Source organism: Achromobacter sp. GbtcB20, from assembly GCF_019091095.1.
GTDB lineage: Bacteria > Pseudomonadota > Gammaproteobacteria > Burkholderiales > Burkholderiaceae_B > Achromobacter > Achromobacter mucicolens.
In genome coordinates this window covers 186,181-207,593 of the sequence record NZ_JAGXJZ010000009.1, presented here as the reverse complement: position 1 = coordinate 207,593, position 21,413 = coordinate 186,181, and the positions used below count along the sequence as shown (strand labels likewise).

22 protein-coding genes are annotated in these 21,413 nt (G+C 65.6%); 15 read left to right on the top strand and 7 right to left on the bottom strand.

Translation table 11 applies throughout. The features are described 5' to 3' along the window. Positions 1-433: 433 nt before the first annotated feature. The 3 genes from KVT32_RS14500 to KVT32_RS14490 form a co-directional block, all read right to left on the bottom strand. Positions 434-859 carry an organic hydroperoxide resistance protein gene (locus KVT32_RS14500; protein WP_056327382.1) on the bottom strand — a complete coding sequence of 142 codons (426 nt, stop codon included), beginning with the start codon at positions 857-859 and terminating at the stop codon, positions 434-436. A gap of 162 nt (positions 860-1,021) precedes the next feature. Beyond that, positions 1,022-1,483, bottom strand: coding sequence for a MarR family winged helix-turn-helix transcriptional regulator (locus tag KVT32_RS14495; RefSeq protein ID WP_056327380.1), 462 nt, complete (start codon positions 1,481-1,483; stop codon positions 1,022-1,024). A gap of 65 nt (positions 1,484-1,548) precedes the next feature. Then, complete coding sequence (locus KVT32_RS14490) at positions 1,549-2,256, bottom strand: Crp/Fnr family transcriptional regulator (protein ID WP_056327378.1); 708 nt, start codon at positions 2,254-2,256, stop codon at positions 1,549-1,551. Positions 2,257-2,424: 168 nt separating this feature from the next. Between KVT32_RS14490 and KVT32_RS14485 the strand changes: the two genes are divergently transcribed. The 7 genes from KVT32_RS14485 (at position 2,425) to KVT32_RS14455 (ending at position 11,012) form a co-directional block, all read left to right on the top strand. Then, the gene (locus tag KVT32_RS14485) at positions 2,425-4,401 is read left to right on the top strand and encodes a long-chain fatty acid--CoA ligase (RefSeq protein ID WP_175156950.1); all 1,977 of its coding nucleotides are present in this window, start codon (positions 2,425-2,427) and stop codon (positions 4,399-4,401) included. 5 nt (positions 4,402-4,406) lie between these two features. Beyond that, positions 4,407-5,204 (top strand): ABC transporter ATP-binding protein, encoded by a 798-nt coding sequence (locus KVT32_RS14480; RefSeq protein ID WP_056327375.1) that lies wholly within the window; start codon positions 4,407-4,409, stop codon positions 5,202-5,204. A 25-nt stretch (positions 5,205-5,229) separates the two neighbouring features. After that, on the top strand, positions 5,230-6,159 hold the full coding sequence (locus tag KVT32_RS14475) for a branched-chain amino acid ABC transporter permease (protein ID WP_217618411.1): 930 nt from the start codon (positions 5,230-5,232) through the stop codon (positions 6,157-6,159). A gap of 23 nt (positions 6,160-6,182) precedes the next feature. Next, the gene (locus KVT32_RS14470; protein ID WP_056327370.1) at positions 6,183-7,247 is read left to right on the top strand and encodes a branched-chain amino acid ABC transporter permease; all 1,065 of its coding nucleotides are present in this window, start codon (positions 6,183-6,185) and stop codon (positions 7,245-7,247) included. A 134-nt stretch (positions 7,248-7,381) separates the two neighbouring features. After that, positions 7,382-8,719 carry an ABC transporter substrate-binding protein gene (locus tag KVT32_RS14465; RefSeq protein WP_081100873.1) on the top strand — a complete coding sequence of 446 codons (1,338 nt, stop codon included), beginning with the start codon at positions 7,382-7,384 and terminating at the stop codon, positions 8,717-8,719. Positions 8,720-8,825: 106 nt separating this feature from the next. Continuing rightward, positions 8,826-9,662 carry an ABC transporter ATP-binding protein gene (locus KVT32_RS14460; protein ID WP_142052405.1) on the top strand — a complete coding sequence of 279 codons (837 nt, stop codon included), beginning with the start codon at positions 8,826-8,828 and terminating at the stop codon, positions 9,660-9,662. An 81-nt stretch (positions 9,663-9,743) separates the two neighbouring features. Further along, positions 9,744-11,012, top strand: a complete 1,269-nt coding sequence (locus tag KVT32_RS14455) for a phenylacetate--CoA ligase family protein (RefSeq protein ID WP_175156948.1) — start codon at positions 9,744-9,746, stop codon at positions 11,010-11,012. Between the two features lie 16 nt (positions 11,013-11,028). Here KVT32_RS14455 and KVT32_RS14450 read toward each other — a convergent pair whose 3' ends face one another. From KVT32_RS14450 to KVT32_RS14440, 3 genes are read right to left on the bottom strand one after another with little or no spacing between them, the layout of a single operon-like run. Continuing rightward, positions 11,029-11,454, bottom strand: a complete 426-nt coding sequence (locus KVT32_RS14450; RefSeq protein WP_142052401.1) for a DUF6691 family protein — start codon at positions 11,452-11,454, stop codon at positions 11,029-11,031. A gap of 1 nt (position 11,455) precedes the next feature. Beyond that, on the bottom strand, positions 11,456-11,887 hold the full coding sequence (locus tag KVT32_RS14445) for a YeeE/YedE family protein (RefSeq protein WP_062838915.1): 432 nt from the start codon (positions 11,885-11,887) through the stop codon (positions 11,456-11,458). Continuing rightward, positions 11,884-12,219 (bottom strand): helix-turn-helix transcriptional regulator, encoded by a 336-nt coding sequence (locus tag KVT32_RS14440; RefSeq protein ID WP_056327361.1) that lies wholly within the window; start codon positions 12,217-12,219, stop codon positions 11,884-11,886. The genes KVT32_RS14445 and KVT32_RS14440 overlap by 4 nt, the downstream gene beginning before the upstream one ends. A gap of 130 nt (positions 12,220-12,349) precedes the next feature. Here KVT32_RS14440 and KVT32_RS14435 point away from each other — a divergent pair, with 130 nt between their 5' ends. From KVT32_RS14435 to KVT32_RS14420, 4 genes are all read left to right on the top strand, one after another. Further along, positions 12,350-13,213 (top strand): MBL fold metallo-hydrolase, encoded by an 864-nt coding sequence (locus tag KVT32_RS14435; protein ID WP_217618410.1) that lies wholly within the window; start codon positions 12,350-12,352, stop codon positions 13,211-13,213. Positions 13,214-13,293: 80 nt separating this feature from the next. Further along, positions 13,294-14,760 carry a polyphosphate:AMP phosphotransferase gene (gene pap, locus KVT32_RS14430; RefSeq protein ID WP_056327357.1) on the top strand — a complete coding sequence of 489 codons (1,467 nt, stop codon included), beginning with the start codon at positions 13,294-13,296 and terminating at the stop codon, positions 14,758-14,760. 23 nt (positions 14,761-14,783) lie between these two features. Beyond that, positions 14,784-15,233, top strand: a complete 450-nt coding sequence (locus KVT32_RS14425) for a GNAT family N-acetyltransferase (protein ID WP_128829567.1) — start codon at positions 14,784-14,786, stop codon at positions 15,231-15,233. Further along, positions 15,230-15,694, top strand: a complete 465-nt coding sequence (locus tag KVT32_RS14420) for an HIT family protein (RefSeq protein WP_056327353.1) — start codon at positions 15,230-15,232, stop codon at positions 15,692-15,694. Before KVT32_RS14425 ends, KVT32_RS14420 begins: the two co-directional genes overlap by 4 nt. Before the next feature lie 55 nt (positions 15,695-15,749). Here the strand turns inward: KVT32_RS14420 and KVT32_RS14415 are convergent, their stop codons facing one another. Further along, positions 15,750-16,925: a glycosyltransferase gene (locus KVT32_RS14415; protein WP_217618409.1), complete on the bottom strand. Its 1,176-nt coding sequence runs from the start codon at positions 16,923-16,925 to the stop codon at positions 15,750-15,752. Positions 16,926-17,395: 470 nt separating this feature from the next. On the opposite strand from KVT32_RS14415, the gene KVT32_RS14410 reads away from it, so the two are divergent. The 4 genes from KVT32_RS14410 to KVT32_RS14395 all read left to right on the top strand — a co-directional run bounded on the left by KVT32_RS14410 (position 17,396) and on the right by KVT32_RS14395 (position 21,413). After that, positions 17,396-17,785 carry a DUF488 domain-containing protein gene (locus KVT32_RS14410; RefSeq protein ID WP_217618408.1) on the top strand — a complete coding sequence of 130 codons (390 nt, stop codon included), beginning with the start codon at positions 17,396-17,398 and terminating at the stop codon, positions 17,783-17,785. Between the two features lie 85 nt (positions 17,786-17,870). Beyond that, positions 17,871-18,533 (top strand): thiaminase II, encoded by a 663-nt coding sequence (tenA, locus tag KVT32_RS14405; protein ID WP_217618407.1) that lies wholly within the window; start codon positions 17,871-17,873, stop codon positions 18,531-18,533. A gap of 54 nt (positions 18,534-18,587) precedes the next feature. Further along, the gene (locus KVT32_RS14400; RefSeq protein ID WP_217618406.1) at positions 18,588-19,352 is read left to right on the top strand and encodes a uracil-DNA glycosylase; all 765 of its coding nucleotides are present in this window, start codon (positions 18,588-18,590) and stop codon (positions 19,350-19,352) included. Between the two features lie 276 nt (positions 19,353-19,628). After that, on the top strand, positions 19,629-21,413 hold the full coding sequence (locus tag KVT32_RS14395) for a DEAD/DEAH box helicase (RefSeq protein ID WP_217618405.1): 1,785 nt from the start codon (positions 19,629-19,631) through the stop codon (positions 21,411-21,413).

The window sequence follows — 21,413 nt, the reverse complement described above, 5'->3', positions numbered from 1 at the left end:
CGCCGCCCGGGCGGCAGCAATTCGGCGGCCCCGCAAATCCCCTTCCCTGACCACAGGTCTTACAGCGCCACATACCACAGACCCTCGCAGCACGGCGTCGTGGGCACCGTGGGTGCGAGCGCCGTCGATGCGCCCGAGGGAATCTGAAGGGAGCCGAAGGCGGACGAAGATGACGAGGGGGGAGTCCGGAGCGAAGGCTCCGGACCGCAATCGTGGGCGATCGTGCCCACGGTGACCGCGGCGTCGGGCGACCTACGAAGCACCTCGTAGCAGCAAGATCAACAACCCACGAAGAACCGCCTGCCACAACACCAATGACCCAATAAACAGTCCCTCGCACAAAACAAGATGGGCCTCACAGGCAACCGACCAACTCGGTCATCCCCTGCAAGGCCCACGCTCACGTCACATCACCCTCAATGCAACGTCAACCTCAAACGATCGTCAGCGTCACGTCGATGTTGCCGCGCGTGGCGTTCGAGTACGGGCACACGATGTGTGCAGCTGCGACCAGCTTTTCGGCTTCGGCGCGGTCCAGGCCCGGCAGCGAGATCTTCAGTTCGACTTCGATGCCGAAGCCGGTGGGGATCGCGCCGATGCCGACGGTGCCGTTCACGGACACGTCTGCCGGGATCGCGATCTTGTCGCGGTTGGCGACGAACTTCATGGCGCCCAGGAAGCAGGCCGAGTAGCCGACGGCGAACAGTTGTTCCGGGTTCGTGCCCGCGGCGCCGGCGCCGCCCAGTTCACGCGGCGTGGTCAGCTTGACGTCCAGGTTGCCGTCGTCGCTGACGCCACGGCCTTCGCGGCCTCCGGTGGCGGTGGCGTTGGCGCGGTAGAGGACTTTTTCGATCGACATGGTGTATTTCCTTTGAATGAAGTTTGTACTGCTTGCCTTGCGGGACCCTTCCCGGGTTGGCGGTCAACGATGAACTTGCGACTTTCCTGAAACTTTAAATAGCGAACAACAATATCGTGCGCTACTTATAAAACCGGATGATGACAGGCATCACCCCCAACCTCAAAGACTTTCGACCAGCTTTTCCCGCAGCGCGTGAAGCGTCTTCGTCATGCCCTGCGCTTCGTCCAGCGAACACTGCGCCGCCGCACCGACCGCATGCGGCACCGCTTCGGCCTTTTCGCGCAGGTCGCGGCCCTGCTTGGTCAGGCTCACGATTACCTGGCGTTCGTCGTTCACGGCGCGCTTGCGCGTCACCAGTCCGGCGGCTTCCAGGCGCTTGAGCAGCGGCGTCAGCGTGGCGGAATCCAGGAACAGGCGATCACCGATATCCGTCACCGTGATTTCGTCGCCTTCCCACAGCACCAGCATCACCAGGTATTGCGGATAGGTCAGATCCAGCCCGCGCAACAGCTTGCGGTAGACCTTGTTCATCGCCAGCGAGGTCGAGTACAAGGCGAAGCACAACTGGCTGTCCAGCAGCAGCGGGTTGAAAGCGCCTTTGGTCTTATTTCTGGATTTCATGGCGCAATATTAAATAGCGCGCGATTTATCGTCAACACTTTTTTTGCGCCTTGGCTTGCCCTGGCTTACGCTGCCTGCTCCGTTTCCGACGTGCCCCGATCCGAGCCGTATTGCTTCAGGCCGTCCAGATCCAGCACGCGCACCGCGCCGTATTCGACATTCAGCAATCCCGCTTCCTCAAGCTTGCGCAGCGCCTGATTGGCGCGCTGGCGCGAGACACGGGCCAGATAGCCGACTTCTTCCTGCGTAATCGTCAGGCGCATGCCCATGCCCGGATACAGCAAAGGGTTGAAGAGCTCGGCCAGACAGCGGGCGACGCGCGCGTCGGGATCCAGCAGACGGTCGTACTCCGCCTTGCCGATGAACTGCGCCACGCGCTCGTTCAATTGGTGCAGCAGATAGCGGTTGAACGGAATACTGGTATCCAGCAACCAGTCGAACGTCGCGCCCGGCAGACGCGCCACCACCGAGTCGCGCAGCGCCACGATGTCGTATTTGCGGACCTCGCGCTTCAGGAGCGAACCTTCGCCGATCCAGCCGCCGGCGGGCACGCCCGTCAGCGATGCGACCTTGCCTTCCGAATTGCCCACCGACACCTTCACCAGTCCCGCAAGCACACCGATCCATGCCTGGGCGAGTTCGCCTTTGCGCTCTATGATCGATCCGGCAACGACTTGCTGCACGGAAAGGTCCCGCTCCACGCGCGCTTGCTGCTCTGCGTCGAGGACGCGGAACCAGGCGGCGGCGAGTTGCAGGGAGTCGGATAGCTGCATCGGGAATACCCTAAAAGGTCCTTGAATGTCGCGATGGTGACAGTTGGTAGCAACCCAACCTTATACCTTAACTCCTGCCGTAAATCTAAAACCAACTGGTCAAGCACGCCGCCGCAGCTGCTTCAACGCAGGCACCGCGCGCGATGCGCCCAAACCGGAGGAGACAACGTGGCACATTCATCGCCCGCATCTGCACAGATGCCGGCGGCGCCGGACACCTTTCCGGCGCTGCTGCTCGCGCATGCCAACGTTCGTGGGTCGCGGCCCGCGATACGAGAGAAAGACCTGGGGATCTGGCAAACCCTGACCTGGTCCGAAGTGGCGGAGCATGTCCGTCACGTCGCGCAGGGTCTCGCATCGCTTGGCATCCAGCCCGGCATGCACGTGGCCGTCATCGGAGAGAATCGCCCGCGTCTGTACATGGCCATGATGGCCGCGCAGTCGCTCGGTGCGATTCCGGTTCCGCTCTATCAGGACGCCGTCGCGCAGGAAATGGTCTACGTGCTGCAGGATGCGGAGATCAGCGTCGCGATCGTCGAGGACCAGGAACAGGTCGACAAGATGATCGAGGTGCGCGAGCAATGCCCCGCGCTCAAGCACGTCGTCTTCGACGACCCGCGCGGTTTGCGTCACTACGCCGATCCCATGCTGCTGTCTTACGAGCAGTTGGAAGCGTTGGGAAGCGAATATGCGGCCAAGCACCCGGACTTCTATGCGCGCGCCGTGGCCGCCGTGCAGCCGCAGGACCCCGCGGCGATGTTCTACACATCCGGCACGACGGGCAAGCCCAAGGGCGTCGTGCTGACGCACCACGCGCTCATCGACCGCGCGCGCGCCGTGTCCGACATGGAAAAGCTGACCGACCAAGAAGACGTGCTGGCCTACCTGCCGCCCGCCTGGATCGGCCAGAACATGTTTTCGTACACGCAGCTGCTGGTCACGGGCTTCACGGTGAATCATCCCGAGTCGCCGGATACCGTGTCGATCGACATGCGCGACATTGGCCCCACCTATTACTTTGCGCCGCCGCGCGTGCTGGAAGGGCTGCTGACGCACGTGATGATCCGCATGGAAGACGCGGGATATCTCAAGCGCAAGCTGTTTGGCTCCTGCATGAAGCTGGCGCGCCGCGTCGGCACCAAGATTCTGGACGGCGAGTCCGTGAACGCCTGGGACCGCATGCGCTATGCACTGGGCAACGTGCTGATCTACGGCCCGCTGCGCAACGCGCTGGGCATGAGCCGCGTGCGCGTGGCCTACACGGCGGGCGAGGCCATCGGGCCCGACCTCTTTGTGTTCTACCGCTCCATCGGCATCAACCTGAAGCAGTTGTACGGGTCCACCGAGACCTCGGTTTTCGTCTGCGTGCAGCCCGACGGGCAGGTGCGCGACGACACCGTCGGACCGCCCGTGGCCGGCGTGGAAATCCGCGTGGCCGACAACGGCGAGATCCTGGTCAAGAGCCCGGGCCTGTTCAAGGAGTACTACCGCAATCCGGACGCCACGGCCGAGGCGCGCAGCGCCGATGGCTGGTTCCACACGGGCGATGCCGGTTACCTGGACACCGACGGACAGCTCAAGATCATCGATCGCGCCAAGGACGTGGGCAAGCTGGCCAACGGCAGCCTCTTCGCGCCCAAGTACATCGAGAACAAGCTCAAGTTCTTCCAGCACATCAAGGAAGCGGTGGCGTTTGGCGCGAACCGCGAGGATGTGTGCGCGTTCATCAACATCGACCTGGAAGCCGTGGGCAACTGGGCCGAGCGCCGCGGCCTGGCCTACGCCGGCTACACGGACCTGGCGGGCAAGGACGAGGTCTATCAGCTCATTGCCGAATGCGTGGAGCAGGTCAATGCGGACCTGGCGACCGATCCCAAGCTGGCGGCCTCGCAGATCAGCCGCTTCCTGATCCTGCACAAGGAACTGGACCCCGATGACGACGAGCTGACCCGCACGCGCAAGGTGCGCCGCGCCTTCATCGCGCAGAAGTATGGCGTGCTGATCGATGCGCTCTTTGGCGGCAAGCAGTCGCAGTTCATCGAGACTGAAGTGAAATTCGAAGACGGACGCACCGGCAAGATTTCGGCGGATCTGCGGATCTGCCCGGTCAAGACGTTTCCCGCCATCACCGCCCGAGCCGCGTAGAGATCATGAGCCATAACGACCGCGACCAGCGTATCGGCGATGTCATGCTGGACATGCAGAACATCTCCTTGTCCTTCGGCGGCGTCAAGGCGCTGACCGATATTTCCTTCAACGTGCGCGAGCACGAGATCCGCGCCATCATCGGGCCCAACGGCGCGGGCAAGAGCTCCATGCTCAACGTCATCAACGGCGTGTACACGCCGCAGCAAGGCGGCATTGAATTCCGCAACCAGCGGTTCTCGCGCATGAACCCGCGCCGCGCCGCCGAGATGGGCATCGCGCGCACGTTCCAGAACCTGGCGCTGTTCAAGGGCATGAGCGTGCTAGACAACATCATGACGGGCCGCAACCTGCGCATGAAGAGCGGCCTGCTGGCGCAGGCGTTCCGCCTGGGGCCTGCCGAGCGCGAAGAGATCCAGCATCGCGAGTTCGTCGAGAACATCATCGACTTCCTGGAAATCCAGGCCTACCGCAAGACGCCGGTCGGCCGCCTGCCCTATGGCCTGCAAAAGCGCGTCGACCTGGGCCGCGCGCTGGCGATGGAGCCGCGCCTGTTGCTGCTGGACGAGCCGATGGCCGGGATGAACATCGAGGAAAAGCAGGACATGAGCCGCTTCATCCTGGATGTGAACGATGAGTTTGGCACGACCATCGTGCTGATCGAACACGACATGGGCGTGGTCATGGACATCTCGGACCGCGTGGTCGTGCTGGACTACGGCAAGAAGATCGGCGACGGCAAGCCCGATGAAGTTCGGGCAAATGAAGACGTCATTCGCGCCTATCTCGGCGTGTCGCACTAAGCCGGACAACCCAAGGCGGAAAGACATGGGATTTTTTCTAGAGACCTTATTCGGCGGCCTGATGAGCGGCATGCTGTACGCGCTGATCGGCCTGGGCTTCGTGCTGATCTTCAAGGCGTCCGGCGTCTTCAACTTCGCGCAGGGCGCGATGGTGCTGGTGGCGGCGCTGTCGATGGCGCGCTTTTCGGAATGGCTGCCGCGCTGGCTGGGCTTTGACAACATGATCCTGGCCAACGTGCTGGCGTTCATTGTCAGCGCGATCGTGATGTTCCTGCTGGCCGTGGCGATCGAACGCTTCGTGCTGCGCCATCTGGTCAACCAGGAAGCCACCACGCTCCTGATGGCCACGCTGGGCATCAGCTATTTCCTGGACGGACTGGGCCAGATCACGTTCGGCAGCTCGGTGTATTCCATCAATGTCGGCATGCCCAAGGATCCGCTGTTGATCCTGGACTCGGTGTTCGAGGGGGGGCTGCTCATCAACCTGGAGGACCTGACCGCCGCGGTCATTGCGGCGCTGCTGGTGGCGGCGCTGGCGCTCTTCTTCCAGTACACCTCGACGGGCCGTGCGCTGCGCGCCGTGGCCGACGACCATCAGGCCGCGCAGTCGATCGGCATTCCGCTGAACCGCATCTGGGTGATCGTGTGGAGCGTGGCGGGTCTGGTGGCGCTGGTGGCCGGGATCATCTGGGGATCGAAGTTCGGCGTGCAGTTCACGTTGTCCACCGCCGCGCTGCGCGCGTTGCCGGTGGTGATCCTGGGCGGTTTGACGTCGGTGCCGGGCGCCATTCTGGGCGGGCTCATCATCGGGGGGGGGGAAAAGCTGTCCGAGGTGTATCTGGGGTCGCTGGTGGGCGGCGGCATCGAAATCTGGTTCGCCTATGTGCTGGCGCTGGTGTTCCTGCTGTTCCGTCCGCAAGGGCTGTTCGGCGAGAAGATCATCGACCGCGTCTAAGCCTGCGTCACCGAGGATAAAACATGTTCTATCGCGAAAACGGCCAATTCAAGACCAGCTATCGCGCTGACCAGCAGATCTTCCCGATCCGCCAGGATCGCGTCTTCATCTGGCTGCTGATGGCGGTGGCGTTCATCGCCGTGCCGGCGATGGCCAGCGACTATCTGCTGCGCGCCATCCTGATTCCGTTCCTGATCCTGGCGCTGGCCGCCGTGGGCCTGAACATCCTGGTCGGCTACTGCGGCCAGATCTCGCTGGGAACAGGCGCCTTCATGGCGGTGGGCGCGTATGCGGCGTGGAACTTCGGCGTGCGCTTTCCCGGCATGCCGCTGGTGGTGCAGATTCTGTTGGGGGGCTGCTTTGCCACCCTTGTCGGCGTGATCTTCGGCATCCCCAGCCTGCGCATCCGTGGCCTGTACCTCGCGGTGGCGACACTGGCCGCGCAGTTCTTCGTGGACTGGGCGTTCCTGCGCATCCCCTTCTTCACCAACTATTCGTCCTCGGGAAGCGTGTCGGTGCCGCCGCTCACGGCCTTCGGGCTGCCGGTGCAGAGCGCCATGGAGAAGTACCTGTTCGTGCTGATCCTGGTCGTCATCTTCAGCTTGCTGGCCAAGAATCTGGTGCGCGGCGCCATCGGACGCCAATGGATGGCGATCCGCGACATGGACGTCGCCGCTTCCGTCATCGGCATCCGGCCCATGTACGCCAAGCTGACGGCGTTTGCGGTCAGTTCGTTCATCGTCGGCGTGGCCGGCGCCTTGTGGGGCTACATCCACCTGGGTTCGTGGGAGCCGCTGGCGTTCGACCTGGGCCGCTCGTTCCAGCTGCTGTTCATGGTCATCATCGGCGGGCTGGGTTCGATCATCGGCAGCTTCTTTGGCGCCGCGTTCATCGTGCTGGTGCCCGTGGCGCTGTCCAACATTCCGCACATGCTTGGCCTGCCGCTGTCGGTGGACACCGCCGCCCACATCGAGCACATGGTGTTCGGCGCGCTGATCGTGTTCTTCCTGATCGCCGAGCCGCACGGCCTGGCGCGGCTGTGGAGCATCGGCAAGGAGAAGTTGAGGATCTGGCCGTTCCCGCACTGATCGTGTTTCGTTTTGATTTCCGTGGGTCCATCGCAGCACAACCGCGCTGGACCCCCGCCCCGAATACCCGGCTCAAGACCGGGCCAATCCCGGTGTCACAGGGTTGACCGACCCAAACACCACGCAGGAGGTAAATGGAGATGAAGCGTCTTAACCTGAAGTTGGCGGCAGCCTTGATGGCCGCAGCCGGCGCCGCAGGCGCCGTGGCCACGCCGGCAATGGCGGCCGAAGAGCAGTTCGTTCCGTTGCTGGTGTATCGCACGGGATCGTTCGCGCCGCTGGGCATTCCCTGGGCCGATGGCAAGCTGGATTACCTGAAGCTCGTGAACGAGCGCGATGGCGGCGTGAACGGCGTCAAGATCACGTACGAAGAATGCGAAACCGCCTACGCCACGGACCGCGGCGTGGAATGCTACGAGCGCCTGAAGGGCAAGGGCACCGGCGCATCGGGCTTCGACACCCAGTCCACCGGCATCACCTTCGCGGTCAGCGACAAGGCCATCGTCGACAAGGTGCCCGTGGAAACGATGGGCTACGGCCTGTCGCAATCGGTGGACGGCAGCGTGTTCGAGTGGAACTTCCCGCTCTTGGGCACGTACTGGACCGCCGCCGACGTGATGATCCAGGACATCGCCAAGAAAGAAGGCGGCATGGACAAGCTCAAGGGCAAGAAGATCGCCCTGGTCTATCACGACTCGCCGTACGGCAAGGAACCGATCCCGCTGCTGCAAAAGCGCGCGGCCAAGGAAGGCTTTGAACTGCTGCTGTACCCGGTGACGGCGCCGGGCGTTGAGCAGAAGTCCACCTGGCTGCAGATCCGCCAGGCGCGCCCGAACTACGTGCTGCTGTGGAGCGCGGGCATCATGACGCCCACCGCCATCCGCGAAGCACAGGCCAGCGGCTATCCGCGCGACAAGATGTACGCGATCTGGTGGGCCGGCTCGGAAGGCGACGTCAAGGACCTGGGCGATGTCGCCAAGGGCTACAACGCCATCACCATCCACAACAGCGGCGCCGACAGCGACAAGGTCTACGACGATCTGAAGAAGTACGTCTACGACAAGGGCCAAGGCGCGGACAAGACCGGCAAGACCACGTTGGGCACCATCGCCCACACGCGCGGCATGATGATCTCGATGCTGCAGGTCGAAGCGATCCGCGCCGCGCAGGAGAAGTACGGCAAGGGCAAGGCGCTGACGCCGGAGCAGGTGCGCTGGGGCTTCGAGAACCTCGACCTGACGCAGGAAAAGCTCGACAAGCTGGGCTTTGGCCAGATCATGCGTCCGGTCAAGACTTCGTGCGCCAACCACAAGGGCGACGACTGGGCTCGCATCGTGCAGTGGGACGGTTCCAAGTTCAAGGTCGTTTCCGACTGGTATCAGGCCGACAAGACGATCCTGGACCCGATGGTCAAGGAATCGGCGGCCAAGTACGCCAAGGAAAAGAACATTACGCCCCGCAAGTGTGAGTGATGCCCCTGGAGCGCCCGCGGCGGCCACGCCGCGGGTGCGCAACGCATGTTGATATGACCCGGCGGCCGGCTTTCCGGCCGGCCGCCGCCACGCTGCAGGAATGTTTATGAACGACGCCAATATTGCCGCCGCAGGCGCCCCGCCGGTGCTGCTCGATGTGAACGGCATCGAGGTGATCTACAACCACGTGATCCTGGTGCTCAAGGGCGTGTCCCTGCAGGTGCCCGAAGGCAGGATCGTGGCGCTGCTGGGCGCGAACGGCGCGGGCAAGACCACCACGCTGCGCGCGATCTCCAATCTGCTCAAGGGCGAGCGCGGCGACGTCACCAAGGGCAACATCCAGTACCGCGGCCAGCGCATCGAAAAGCTGACGCCGGCCGAGCTGGTCAAGCGCGGCGTCGTGCAGGTGATGGAAGGCCGGCACTGCTTCGCCCACCTCACCATCGAGGAAAACCTGCTGACCGGCGCCTATACGCGCAGCATGAGCCGCGGCGACACCGCCGCCGCGCTTGAACGGGTCTACCAGTATTTCCCGCGCTTGAAGCAGCGGCGCACCAGCCAGTCCGGATACACCTCGGGCGGCGAGCAGCAGATGACCGCGATCGGCCGCGCGCTGATGGCCAACCCGAACATGATCCTGCTGGATGAACCGTCGATGGGTCTTGCGCCGCAGATCGTCGAAGAAATCTTCGAGATCGTGCGCGACCTGAACCAGCGCGAGCGCGTGAGCTTTCTGTTGGCCGAGCAGAACACCAACATCGCCCTGCGCTACGCCGATTACGGCTACATCCTGGAGAACGGGCGCGTGATGATGGACGGCGCCGCGTCCGACCTGGCGCAGAACGAGGACGTCAAGGAGTTTTACCTGGGCATCTCCAGCGGCGAGCGCAAGAGTTTCCGGGACAACAAGTTCTACCGCCGCCGCAAACGCTGGCTGGCCTGATTTCCGACGCGGGCAAGCCAGCGCTTGCCGCATGGCGCCGGCAACGGCGCCGCCAACCGGCACACGAGAAGGTGCGATTCCATGTCCGAGTTTTTCGATGACCTCGAAACCCGAGCGCCCGAGCAACGCGAGCGCGATCTGATGGCGGCCCTGCCTGGGGCGATTGCGCGGGCCATCGCGCGCGCGCCGGCCATCGCCGAGCAATTGCGCGGCGTGGACCCGGCCACGGTCACCTCGCGCGAGGCGCTGGCCCGGCTGCCGGTGCTGCGCAAGCACGAATTGCTTGAACGCCAGCAGCACAGCCGCGATGACGCCGCCCGGCCCACTGGGCCCGCCAAGGCTTTCGGCGGCTTTTCCGCGATCGGTTGGGGCGAAGCGATGCGGGTGTTTGCCTCGCCGGGCCCGATCTACGAACCGGAAAGCGCGCGCTCGGATTACTGGCGCTTTGCGCGCGCCCTGTACGCGGCGGGCTTTCGCGCCGGCGAACTGGCCTACAACTGCTTTTCCTATCACTTCACGCCGGCCGGCTCGATGATGGAGACGGCCGCGCACGCGGTGGGCTGCACCGTATTCCCCGGCGGCACCGGGCAGACCGAACAGCAGGTGCGCGCGATTCAGGACCTGTCGCCCAGCGGCTACACCGGCACGCCCAGCTTCCTGAAGATCATCCTGGAAAAGTCCGATGAACTGGGCGTGAAGCTCGATTCGCTGCGCCGCGCGCTGGTTTCCGGAGAGGCCTTCCCGCCCTCGCTGCGCGACTGGCTGGCGGCGCGCGGCATCGATGGCTACCAGGCGTACGGCAGCGCCGACCTGGGCATGATCGCTTTCGAGACGCCTGCCCGCGAGGGGCTGGTGGTGGGCGAGGACATCATCGTCGAAATCGTGCGTCCGGGCACCGGCGAGCCCGTGCGCGACGGCGAAGTCGGCGAGGTCGTGGTGACCACGCTGAACCCGGATTACCCGCTGGTGCGGTTCGGCACCGGCGACCTGTCGGCGGTGATGCCCGGCGTTTCGCCGTGCGGGCGCACCAACACCCGCATCAAGGGCTGGATGGGGCGCGCCGACCAGACGACCAAGGTGCGCGGCATGTTCGTGCACCCCTCGCAGGTGGCCGACGTGGTCCGGCGGCATCCGGAAATCCTGCGGGCGCGGCTGGTCATCAGCGGCAGCACGGGCTCGGACCGCATGGTGCTCAAGGTGGAGTCGCGCGAGCAGAACGATGACCTGGCCAAGCGCATCGCCGATTCGGCGCGCGACGTGACCAAGCTGCGCGCCGATGTGCAATGGGTGGACGCAGGCGGCCTGCCGAACGACGGCAAGGTGATCGACGACATCCGCACGTACGAGTAAGGCGGCGGACGCCGGGTCAGGCCCCGCCGCGCCGGGCGCGTTCGATGATGGCGTGGATCGCCATCCCCGCAAGCATGGCGACCACAAAAATGCCGGCCTCGCCGATGCCGGCCGCCGCGGCGACGACGGCGGGTCCGGGACAGAATCCCGCCACGCCCCAGCCCACGCCAAACGCCAGGCTGCCGCCGGCCAGACGCCAGTCCAGCTGCGTGGCCTGCGGCCAGCGCATGGGTTCGCCCGACAGGCTGGCGCGGCGGCGACGCAAGCGCGCAAATCCGATGCTGGCCACGACGACCGCGCCGCCCATCACGAACGCCAGGGTGGGATTCCACAAGCCTGCCAGGTCCAGAAATCCCAACACGCGCGCGGGGTCGGCAAGTCCCGACACCAACAGGCCGAATCCGAAGACGAGCCCGGCGGCAAAAGCGTAGATCGCAGCCATGTCAGCCTCCCACCGCGTGGCGCAACACGTAGACCGTCACGAATCCGGCCGCCATGAAGATTGCCGTCGCGACGAACGAACGGCGAGATCCGCGGGACAGACCGCAGACGCCGTGGCCGCTGGTGCAGCCGGACCCGTATCGCGTGCCGATACCGACGAGCAGGCCGGCCACGATCAGCCGGGGCGTGCTGGCATCGACGGTGATGGACGGCAGGGTGGCGAACAGCCGGTAGACCCATGGCGCGGCGCACAGTCCCAGCAGGAAGGCCACGCGCCAACCGTCGCCTCGGGTCGGGGTGAAAAGACCACCCACGATGCCGCTGATGCCGGCAATGCGCCCGGCGCCCAGCATCAGCAAGACCGCGCCGGCGCCGATAAGGAGCCCCCCCGCCGTGCCGGCAAGGGGCGTAAAGGCAGACCAGTCCACGTTCATTTGAGCGACTCCAGTGCGCGTCCGCAGTACAGGCTGGACAGGGTTTTCATCACCTGGCTGACCTCGAAACTGGCCATCTGGTAGTAGACGTACTTGCCTTCGCGCCGCGTGACGACGAGGCCTTCGTCGCGCAGTACGCCAAGCTGCTGCGAGAGCGTGGGCTGGCGGATGCCGGTCAGCGATTCCAGCTCGCCGACGTTGCGTTCGTGGTGGACGAGCTGGCACAAGAGGAGCAAGCGGTCTTCGTTGGCCAGGGCCTTGAGCAGCGTGCAGGCCTGGGAGGCCGATTCACGCAGGGAGGAGACTTCACATTCGGTAAGCGGGGCATTCATGGCGGGGCGCTGACAGTGGAGGAAAAACGAGGCAACAGCGTCGTCATTATATTTCTGAATAAACTATTCGCAAATATTATTTTTTTACGTAAACTGTTCCGACGTGCCCGCCCTCCATTCCCGAGCCCCCATGAATCCGCACATCCAGGCCTTCTTTGACCCCGTCACCTCGACCATCACCTACGCCGTTCACGAGCCTGAGCCGGGCGGCGCCTGCGCCATCATCGATTCGGTGCTGGACTTCGACCCCAAATCGGGCCGCACCAGCACCGCCAACGCGGACCGCGTGGCCGACTATGTCCGCGCGCGCGGCCTGCGGACGGTCTGGCTGCTGGAAACCCATGCACACGCCGATCACCTGTCCGCCGCGCCCTATCTGCAACGGCAGCTGGGCGGCGTCATCGCCATCGGCCAAAGCATCCGCAGCGTGCAGGGCGTGTTCAAGAACATCCTGAACCTGGAGCCGGCCTTTCAGCTCGATGGATCGCAGTTCGGCCATCTGTTCGCCGACGGCGAGACCTTTCAGATCGGCGCGCTGACCGCCACGGCGGTGCACGTGCCGGGACACACGCCAGCCGACATGGCCTACCTGATCGGCGACGCAGCGTTTGTGGGCGACACGCTGTTCATGCCCGATGTCGGCACGGCGCGCTGCGATTTCCCGGGCGGCGATGCGCACCTGCTGTACCAATCGATCCGGCGCCTCTTGAGCCTGCCCGACGACACGCGCCTCTTCATGTGTCACGACTATCCGCCCGAGGGCCGCGACGCGGCCTGGCAGACCACCGTGGCCGACCAGCGCCGCGGCAACATCCACGTGCGCGATGGCATCACCGAAGATGAATTCGTCGCCATGCGCACCCGGCGGGACGCGACACTATCGATGCCCACACTGATCCTGCCCGCCATCCAGGTGAACATCCGCGCGGGACATTTCCCGCCGGCCGAGGACAACGGCGTGCGGTATCTGAAGATTCCCGTCAACGCGCTTTGACACCTGGCCGCGGCGCACTTGCGCCGCACGGCCATATCCCGCAAGATCGCCCGATCGCAGCCACCCGATCCGACGCATCCATGTTCGCCGAAGCCGAAGCAGACCCTACCCTCTCCAAAGATGAATTCAAGGCGCTGGAAACGCGGCTGCGGGTCGGACTGCTGAATGCGCAGTACGAACGCCTGCGCCAGGCCGACAAGACGCTTCTGGTCGTCGTGGCGGGCATCGACGGGGCCGGCAAGGGCGCCACGATCAACCTGCTCAACGAATGGATGGATCCGCGCCACATCCGCACGCTGGCCTATGGGCCACGCGAGGGCGACGAACTGGATCGCCCGCCGTTGTGGCGCTATTGGCGCGATCTGCCGCCCAAGGGCAGCACCGGCATCGTGTTCGGCTCCTGGTACACGCCGCTGGTCATCGAAGCCGTGCGCAAGAAGCCCAATGCAGACGCCATCGAGGCCCATGCCGCCGCCATCATGCGCTTTGAAACGATGCTGGCCTCGGAAGGCGTGCAGATCGTCAAGCTGTGGTTCCACCTGTCGGCCAAGGCGCAAAAGGAACGGGCGCAGCGCCTGCTCGCCAGTCCCGAGACCGCGTGGCAAGTCAGCCCGGTCGACATGAAGGTGAACAAGCGTTTCGACCGCATCCGGTCGGGTGCGCACGTCGTGCTCAATCACACGGACTGCGGTCACGCGCCCTGGGTGGTGATCCCCAGCGCCGACGAGAACATGCGCACCGCGCGCACGGCCGAGGCGGTGCTGACGGCGCTGCGCCGGCGCGGCGTGCCGCGCCTGCCGCCCGCCTTCGTGGCGCATTCCAGCACGACGCGCATCGTCGACCGCCTGGGCAAGCTGGACTATGACGCCAAGGTCGAGAAGGAAGACTACGAATCCGAACTCGGCCTGCTGCAAGGCCGGCTGGCGCTCGCCGCCCGCTCCGACAAGTTCAAGGATCGCTCGCTGATCGTGGTGTTCGAGGGACAGGATGCAGCCGGCAAGGGCGGCGCCATCCGCCGCGTCACGCACGCGCTGGACGCCCGGCAATTCGACATCACGCCCGTGTCCGCGCCCAGCTCCGAAGAATTGGCCCGTCCTTACCTGTGGCGGTTCTGGCGGCGCATTCCCCGCCATGGCCGGATCGCGATCTTCGACCGCTCCTGGTATGGCCGCGTGCTAGTCGAGCGAGTCGAGAAGCTGATCCCCCCCGCCAAGTGGCGCCGGGCCTACGCAGAGATCAACGACTTCGAAGAACAGCTGGCGGCCAGCGGCGCGCTGGTGCTCAAGTTCTGGCTGGCGGTCACGCCCGACGAACAGCTTGCCCGCTTTCGCGAACGCGAAAAATCGCCGTTCAAGAATTTCAAGATCACGCCCGAGGACTGGCGCAACCGCGAAAAATGGCCCGAGTACTCGGCGGCGGCCAACGAGATGATGATGCGGACCGACGTGCCTCACGCGCCCTGGCATCTGGTGTCGGCCAACGACAAGCGTTACGCTCGGCTGCAAGTGCTGCGGCATATCGTCGAAGCCATGGAAAACCAACTCTGAATTCCGCCAGGAGGCTCCGCCCCATGAGTACCGCAGATATCCGTCCCATCGTTGCCGCTGACTTCGACGCATGGCTGCCGCTGTGGAAGGGCTACCAGGACTTCTACCGCGTCAGCATCGATGACGCCGTCACGCGCAACACGTGGGCCCGCTTTCTGGATCCGGCCGAGCCCATGCACGCGGCGCTGGCCTACGAAAGCGGCCGCGCGGTGGGCTTGGTGCACTGGATCTTCCACCGCTCCACCTGGACCGCGGGCGATTACTGCTATTTGCAGGATCTGTATGTGGACCAGGAGGCCCGCGGCACGGGCGCCGGGCGCAAGCTGATCGAACACGTCTACGCCGAAGCCGCCGCGGCCAATTGCGCCCGCGTCTATTGGCTGACGCACGAAACCAACGCGACCGCCATGCAACTCTACGACCGCATTGCCGACCGGTCCGGCTTCATCCAGTACCGCAAGGTGATGGCTTGAGCGCGCGCGATCCCAACTGTCCGCTGTGCCAGGAAGACGGCGGCACGCTCTTGTGGCGGGGACCGCACCTGCGCATCATCGAGGTCGAGGACCCCGACTATCCGGGGTTTACGCGGGTGATCTGGAACGCTCACCTGGCCGAGATGACCAGCCTGTCCACGCACGGGCGCGACCTGCTCATGCGGGCGGTGTATGTGGTCGAGGAGACGCAGCAGGCGATCCTGACGCCCGACAAGGTCAACCTGGCATCGCTCGGCAACATGGTGCCGCATCTGCATTGGCACGTGATCCCGCGCTGGCGCGGCGACCGGCATTTTCCGGATCCGATCTGGGCGGCGCCGCGCATCGCGCCGGGCGCCGAGCCCGATTCCTGGAAGCGCCGGCAAGAAGCGGTGTCGGCCCTGCTGCCGCGCTACCGCGACCGTCTGGTCGAAGCGATGAACGCGCTGCTGTGGCATTGAGCGGTCCCGCGCACTGACCGTTTTACCGCACTGGCTTTCTACCGCACCAACCGTTCTACGGCATCGAGCCGCTGGGCGCCGCGGGGGCCCGCCCCCGCCGTTCTCCCAGCCAGCGTGCGTAGGCCGCTTCGACCAACTGCGCCGCGCGGTCGACGCTGAAAAGCCCCTGCCCCCGAATGAGCTCCCGGCCCGCCTCGCCCATGCGGCGGCGGCGTTCGGGGTCGGCGAGCAGGCTTTCCAGCGCGGCGGCCAATGCAGCGGGATCGCGCGGCGGCACGAGCAGGCCGGTCACGCCCGCCTGCATGGTTTCGGGAACGCCCCCCACGTCCGTGCCAATCACGGGCACGCCCATGGCGGCAGCTTCGACAAATGCCGTGCCGAAGGCTTCGCGATGGGTCGGCAAGGCGAACACGTCAAACGCCTGCAGCACGTTGCCGATGTCATGCCGCCGGCCCAGAAAGTGCACGCGGGACGCCAGGCCCAGCGCCTGAACCTGTCCCTTCAGGCGCTCGAACACCGGCATGCCGTCTCCGGCCAGCACCAGATGGGCTTGCGGAAACGCGGCCAGCACCCGCTGGAAAGCGTCGATCAGGTCGGCATGGCCCTTTTCCGTGCGCATGACGGCCACACAGCCCACGACCAGCGCATCGGCCGGCAGGCCGAGTTCCTGCCGCAGGCTGCCCTTGCCGTCGCCTTCGGGCAACACAATCGGCGAATGGATGGTGGCGACGGCCTCGGGCGGCGCGCCGCCATCCAGCAATTGGCGTTGCACGTGCCGGCTCACGGCGATGACGCGGTGGGCCAGCCACGTGTAGGCGTACAACGAGTTGATCGGCTTGGCCAGGTGGCGGGTGCGCACGATGAGCGGGGTGCGGGCAAGGCGCGCGCCCATTGCCGCGCGCACCGTGTCGCAGCGGCTGTGCGTGTTGACCACGTCGAAGCGGCCGCGCGCCGCCACGCGCCGCACGAACGCCACGCTGCGCACGAAATTGACGGCGCCGTCCATGTTCACGGTGTGCACGGTGAACCCGGCGTCGCGAAGCCGCTGCGTCAGTTCGGCGTGCGGCTGGCAGACCGCTTCCAGGTGATGGCCGCGCTCGCGCATGGCGACCATCTCCTTATAGATACAGAATTCCTGGCCGCCGAAGGCCGTGGCGGCTTCCGTATGCAGGATGCGCAAGGAGCCGCCCGTCCCGGCGTGGCTAGCGGGAAGATCGTCGGAATTCAGCATGGGCGGAGCAGCGGGCTGCTGCAGGGGGGTTGCGCAGGGGCCTGCCGATGCCGGCAAAGGGTGTCGGCGGTGCCAGGCAAGGCAAGGAGGACGGGATGATGGCGTGGCGGCATGACGGCAAGGGGCGCCAGGCAGCCTGGCCAAGCCACGACTGTTGGGCGTGGGTTCAAAAAAAGGCCGACTGGGTCGGCCTCCAACGGAGTTGTTACATAGAATTTAAGCGAATGTAAACCACAACGCCGCAGCCCGACAAGCCTCTCTGTCTCGAGGCGGGGACACAGCCCGCAGATGACGTGACTTCCGTGGCAATAGACCTCGATTTCAGGGAAGAAAGACGCAGGTTATATACATTCAGTTACCGTTCAGGTTCTTGCCGTGGCGGCTCAACGACGTGCGAACTGACCGCGCGCGTGGCCTTGGCCGCTCGGCCCGTGAAGTAGACTGTCCGCACCCACGTCGCAGGAGCCGGCATGAAATCGTCCCGCATCATCGTGCAGCGCGTTTACGAAGGCACCGGTCCGCAAGGGCATTACCTTGCCCTCGTCGACCGCATGTGGCCTCGCGGCCTGCGCCGCGCGGACCTCGGCCTGGACGAATGGGCCCGCGACATCGCCCCCAGCGCTGAACTGTGCAAATGGTTCAGCCACGTCGAGGAACGCTGGGACGCATTCCGCGCCAAGTACCTGGCCGAACTGGCCACGCCCGAGCAGCAAGCGCGCATGGCGGCCTTGCTGGAGGCCGCGGGCGATCGCCCCCTGACCCTGCTGTACGGTGCGCGCAACACCGAACACAATCAGGCCGTGGTGCTGCGCGACGCGCTCCTGGAATTCGCCCGACATCACCGCAAGCGCGCGGCCTGAATCTCCCCCCGCTGTCTTGGTACGCTTATGCCCCGCCGGCGCCGCGCATCCACGCGCGCGCGAGGCGACGCCTAAGAGGAATTCCATGTCTTTCAGCTCCGACGCCTGGACCCGCAACGCCGCGCTCTATGAAAAGACGCGCGACATGCCGTTCAACCGCGAACTGGCCAGCGGCCAGCTTGCCGAGGATGCGTTCAAGCACTACATGATCCAGGACGCGCACTATCTGGTCGCGTTTGGACGCGCGCTGGCCATTGCCGCCGCCAAGGCCGACGACGCAGACGGCGTCGTGCAGTTTGCCGAAGCCGCCAAGGGCGCCGTCGTGGCCGAACGCAGCCTGCATGCCAGTTTCATGCAGCAGTTCGGCATCGACGCGGCCACGTTCGAGGCCACGCCGCTGACGCCGGCGAGCCATCACTACACCAGCTTCCTCATCGCCACCGCCTGGAGCGCACCCTATCCGGTCGCCCTGGCTGCCCTGCTTCCCTGCTTCTGGATCTACGCGGAGATCGGGCGCGACATCCACGCGCGCGCCGTTCGGCCCAATCCGTACGCCGCCTGGATCGACACCTACGCCGACGATGACTTCCACGCGCTGGTCCGCGCGGTGATCGCCACCGTGGATCGGGCCGCCCAAACCGCCTCGCCGCAGACCGTGGAAGCGATGCACCAGGCCTACACGCGCGCCGCGCAACTTGAATGGATGTTCTGGGACTCGGCGCACCGGCAGGCCGGCTGGCCGGTCTGAACGGGCGGGCGGCGCCGGTCGGGCTGACCGGGCGGATATGCCAAAATCGCGCCCATGCCGACCGACAACCGCCTTACACCCAACGCCCTGGCCACGCAGGCCGGGCAACTGCCTGCCGCCTGGCAGGCCGCCCTGTCCGCCGACCCGGCCGTGGCCGCAGCCCTTGCCGCCGCGACCAGCCATGTCGAAGCGCGCCTGGCGCAGGGCGCCGTGGTGTACCCCGCCACGCCCTTTCGCGCCCTGCAAGGCCTGGCGCCCTCGGACGTACGGGTCGTGATCCTGGGCCAGGACCCCTACCACGGCCCCGGCCAGGCGCAGGGGCTGGCGTTCTCGGTGCCGGACGACTGCAAGCGCCCCCCCAGCCTGCGCAACATCTTCAACGAGATTGCGCGCGACTATCCGGACCTAGGCGTTCCGGCCGGCAATGACCTCACCGCCTGGGCCGAGCAGGGCGTGCTGCTGTTGAACACGGCGCTCACCGTGGAAGACGGCCAGCCCGCGTCGCACGCCAAGCGCGGCTGGGAAACGGTGACCGATGCCTTCATCAAACACGTCGCGCGCGATCCGTCGCCCAAGGTGTTCATGCTGTGGGGCGCCCACGCCCAGGCCAAGCGGCTGTTGCTGCCGCCCGACAGCGGCCATCTGGTGCTGATGTCCAACCACCCCTCACCCCTGTCCGCCCGGCGCCCCCCGGTGCCGTTCCTGGGCTGCGGTCATTTCCGGGCCACCAACGCGTGGCTGGAAAACCAAGGGAAAAACCCTATTGATTGGGGGCTGGACAAAAAAATAATTCCCTTGCAGGGTGAATTCAGGTTATGATCGCCGCACTGCACAAAACGAGTTCGGCATTTACCGCCTTGATTTAGCGGAATTTTTTGCAGTCCGCCGGGAAACCACCCTCCGGCCTCATGCCGAACTATCATCGATTCCTGACCCCTTTCCTTTCGCCCTGCGTTCCATCAGTACAAGAGAACGCGCCACGCGCATGGTTGATCCGGTCGGCACGATGCTCCATCAACCGTCGCCTGGATCCGGCCGCCTAATCCCCTGGCCCGACCAAGCACTGCGTCGCATTGATTGCGGCAAGGGAAAGTAATGTCTTTCGAAACCCTGGGTCTCGCGCCCGCCCTGTTGTCGGCCGTTCAAGAAGCTGGCTTCACCACCCCCACCACCGTTCAAGCCGCCGCCATTCCGCAAGCGCTGGCTGGCCATGACCTGATGGTGTCCTCGCAGACCGGCAGCGGCAAGACCGCGGCCTTCATGCTGCCCGCCCTGCACCGCATTGCCCAGATGCCCGCCAACAAGGGCGTCGGCGTGCAAGTGCTGGTGCTGACCCCGACCCGCGAACTCGCCCTGCAAGTCACGGACGCCACTGCCACGTATGGCCGCAAGCTGGCCGACCTGCGCACCGCGACCGTCGTGGGCGGCATGCCCTACGGCGCGCAACTGAAGGCGCTGTCGCGCCGCGTCGACGTGCTGGTCGCCACCCCCGGCCGCCTGATCGATCACCTGCAATCGGGCCGCGTCAAGCTCAACACCGTGCACACCCTGGTGCTGGACGAAGCCGACCGCATGCTGGACATGGGCTTCATCGAAGATATCGAGACCATCATCGAGCGCCTGCCGCAAGAGCGCCAGACGCTGCTGTTCTCGGCCACCCTGGACGGCACCGTTGCCAAGCTGGCCGCGCGCATGATGCGCGAGCCGCAGCGCATCGAGATCGCCGGCGCCAAGGAAAAGCACACCAACATCACGCAAAGCCTGCTGTACGCGGACGACGCCAGCCACAAGATGCAACTGCTGGACCACGTGCTGCGCGACGCCTCGCTGGATCAGGCCATCGTCTTCACGTCGACCAAGCGCGGCGCGGACGACCTGGCCGACCGCCTGGCCGACCAGGGCTTTGCCGCCGCCGCCCTGCACGGCGACATGAACCAGCGCCAGCGCACCCGCACGCTGTCGCAACTGCAACGCGGCCAGCTGCGCATCCTGGTGGCCACCGACGTTGCCGCCCGCGGCATTGACGTGCAAGGCATCAGCCACGCGGTCAACTTCGACCTGCCGATGCAGGCCGAAGACTACGTGCACCGCATCGGCCGTACGGGCCGCGCCGGCCGCAGCGGCCTGGCGTTCACGCTGGCCACGCATTCCGAGCGCCACAAGGTCCGCCGCATCGAGCACTACATTGGCCAGTCGATCACGCCTGAAGTGATCGCCGGTCTGGAACCCAAGCGCACCCCGCGTCCGTCCACCGGTGGCGGCGGCGGCAAGCCCTTTGGCAAGCCTTTCGGCAAGCGTCCCGGCGGCTTCGGCGGTTCGCGTCATGCGTCGGGCGGCTTTGCCGGCGCCCGCGACGGCGCCCCGCGTGAAGGCCGTTCCTTCGGCGGCCCGCGTGGCGAGTTCAAGCCGCGCGACGGCGGCTACCAGGGCAACCGTTCCTTTGAAGACCGTCCGTTCGGCGACCGCCCGCAGCGTTCGTTTGGCGACCGTCCCAGCTTCGGCGATCGTCCGCAGCGCGAAGGCGGCTACCAGGGCAATCGCCCCTTCGGCGACCGTCCCCAGCGTGAAGGCGGCTTCCGTGGCGGCGACCGCGATTCGCGTCCCAGCTTTGGCGACCGCCCCAGCTACGGCGACCGTCCCCAGCGCGACGCCCGTCCGTTCAGCGAGCGCGGCCCCCGTGAAGGCGGTTTCCGCGGTGGCGATCGCGACGCGCGCCCCAGCTTTGGCGACCGTCCCAGCTTCGGTGACCGTCCCCAGCGCGAAGGCGGCTTCCGTGGCGGCGACCGTCCCGAAGGCGGCTTCCGTGGCAAGCCCTCGTTCGACAAGCGCCCCGGCGGCCCCGCCAAGCGTTTCACCAAGTCGACCGATCGCCGCGGCTAA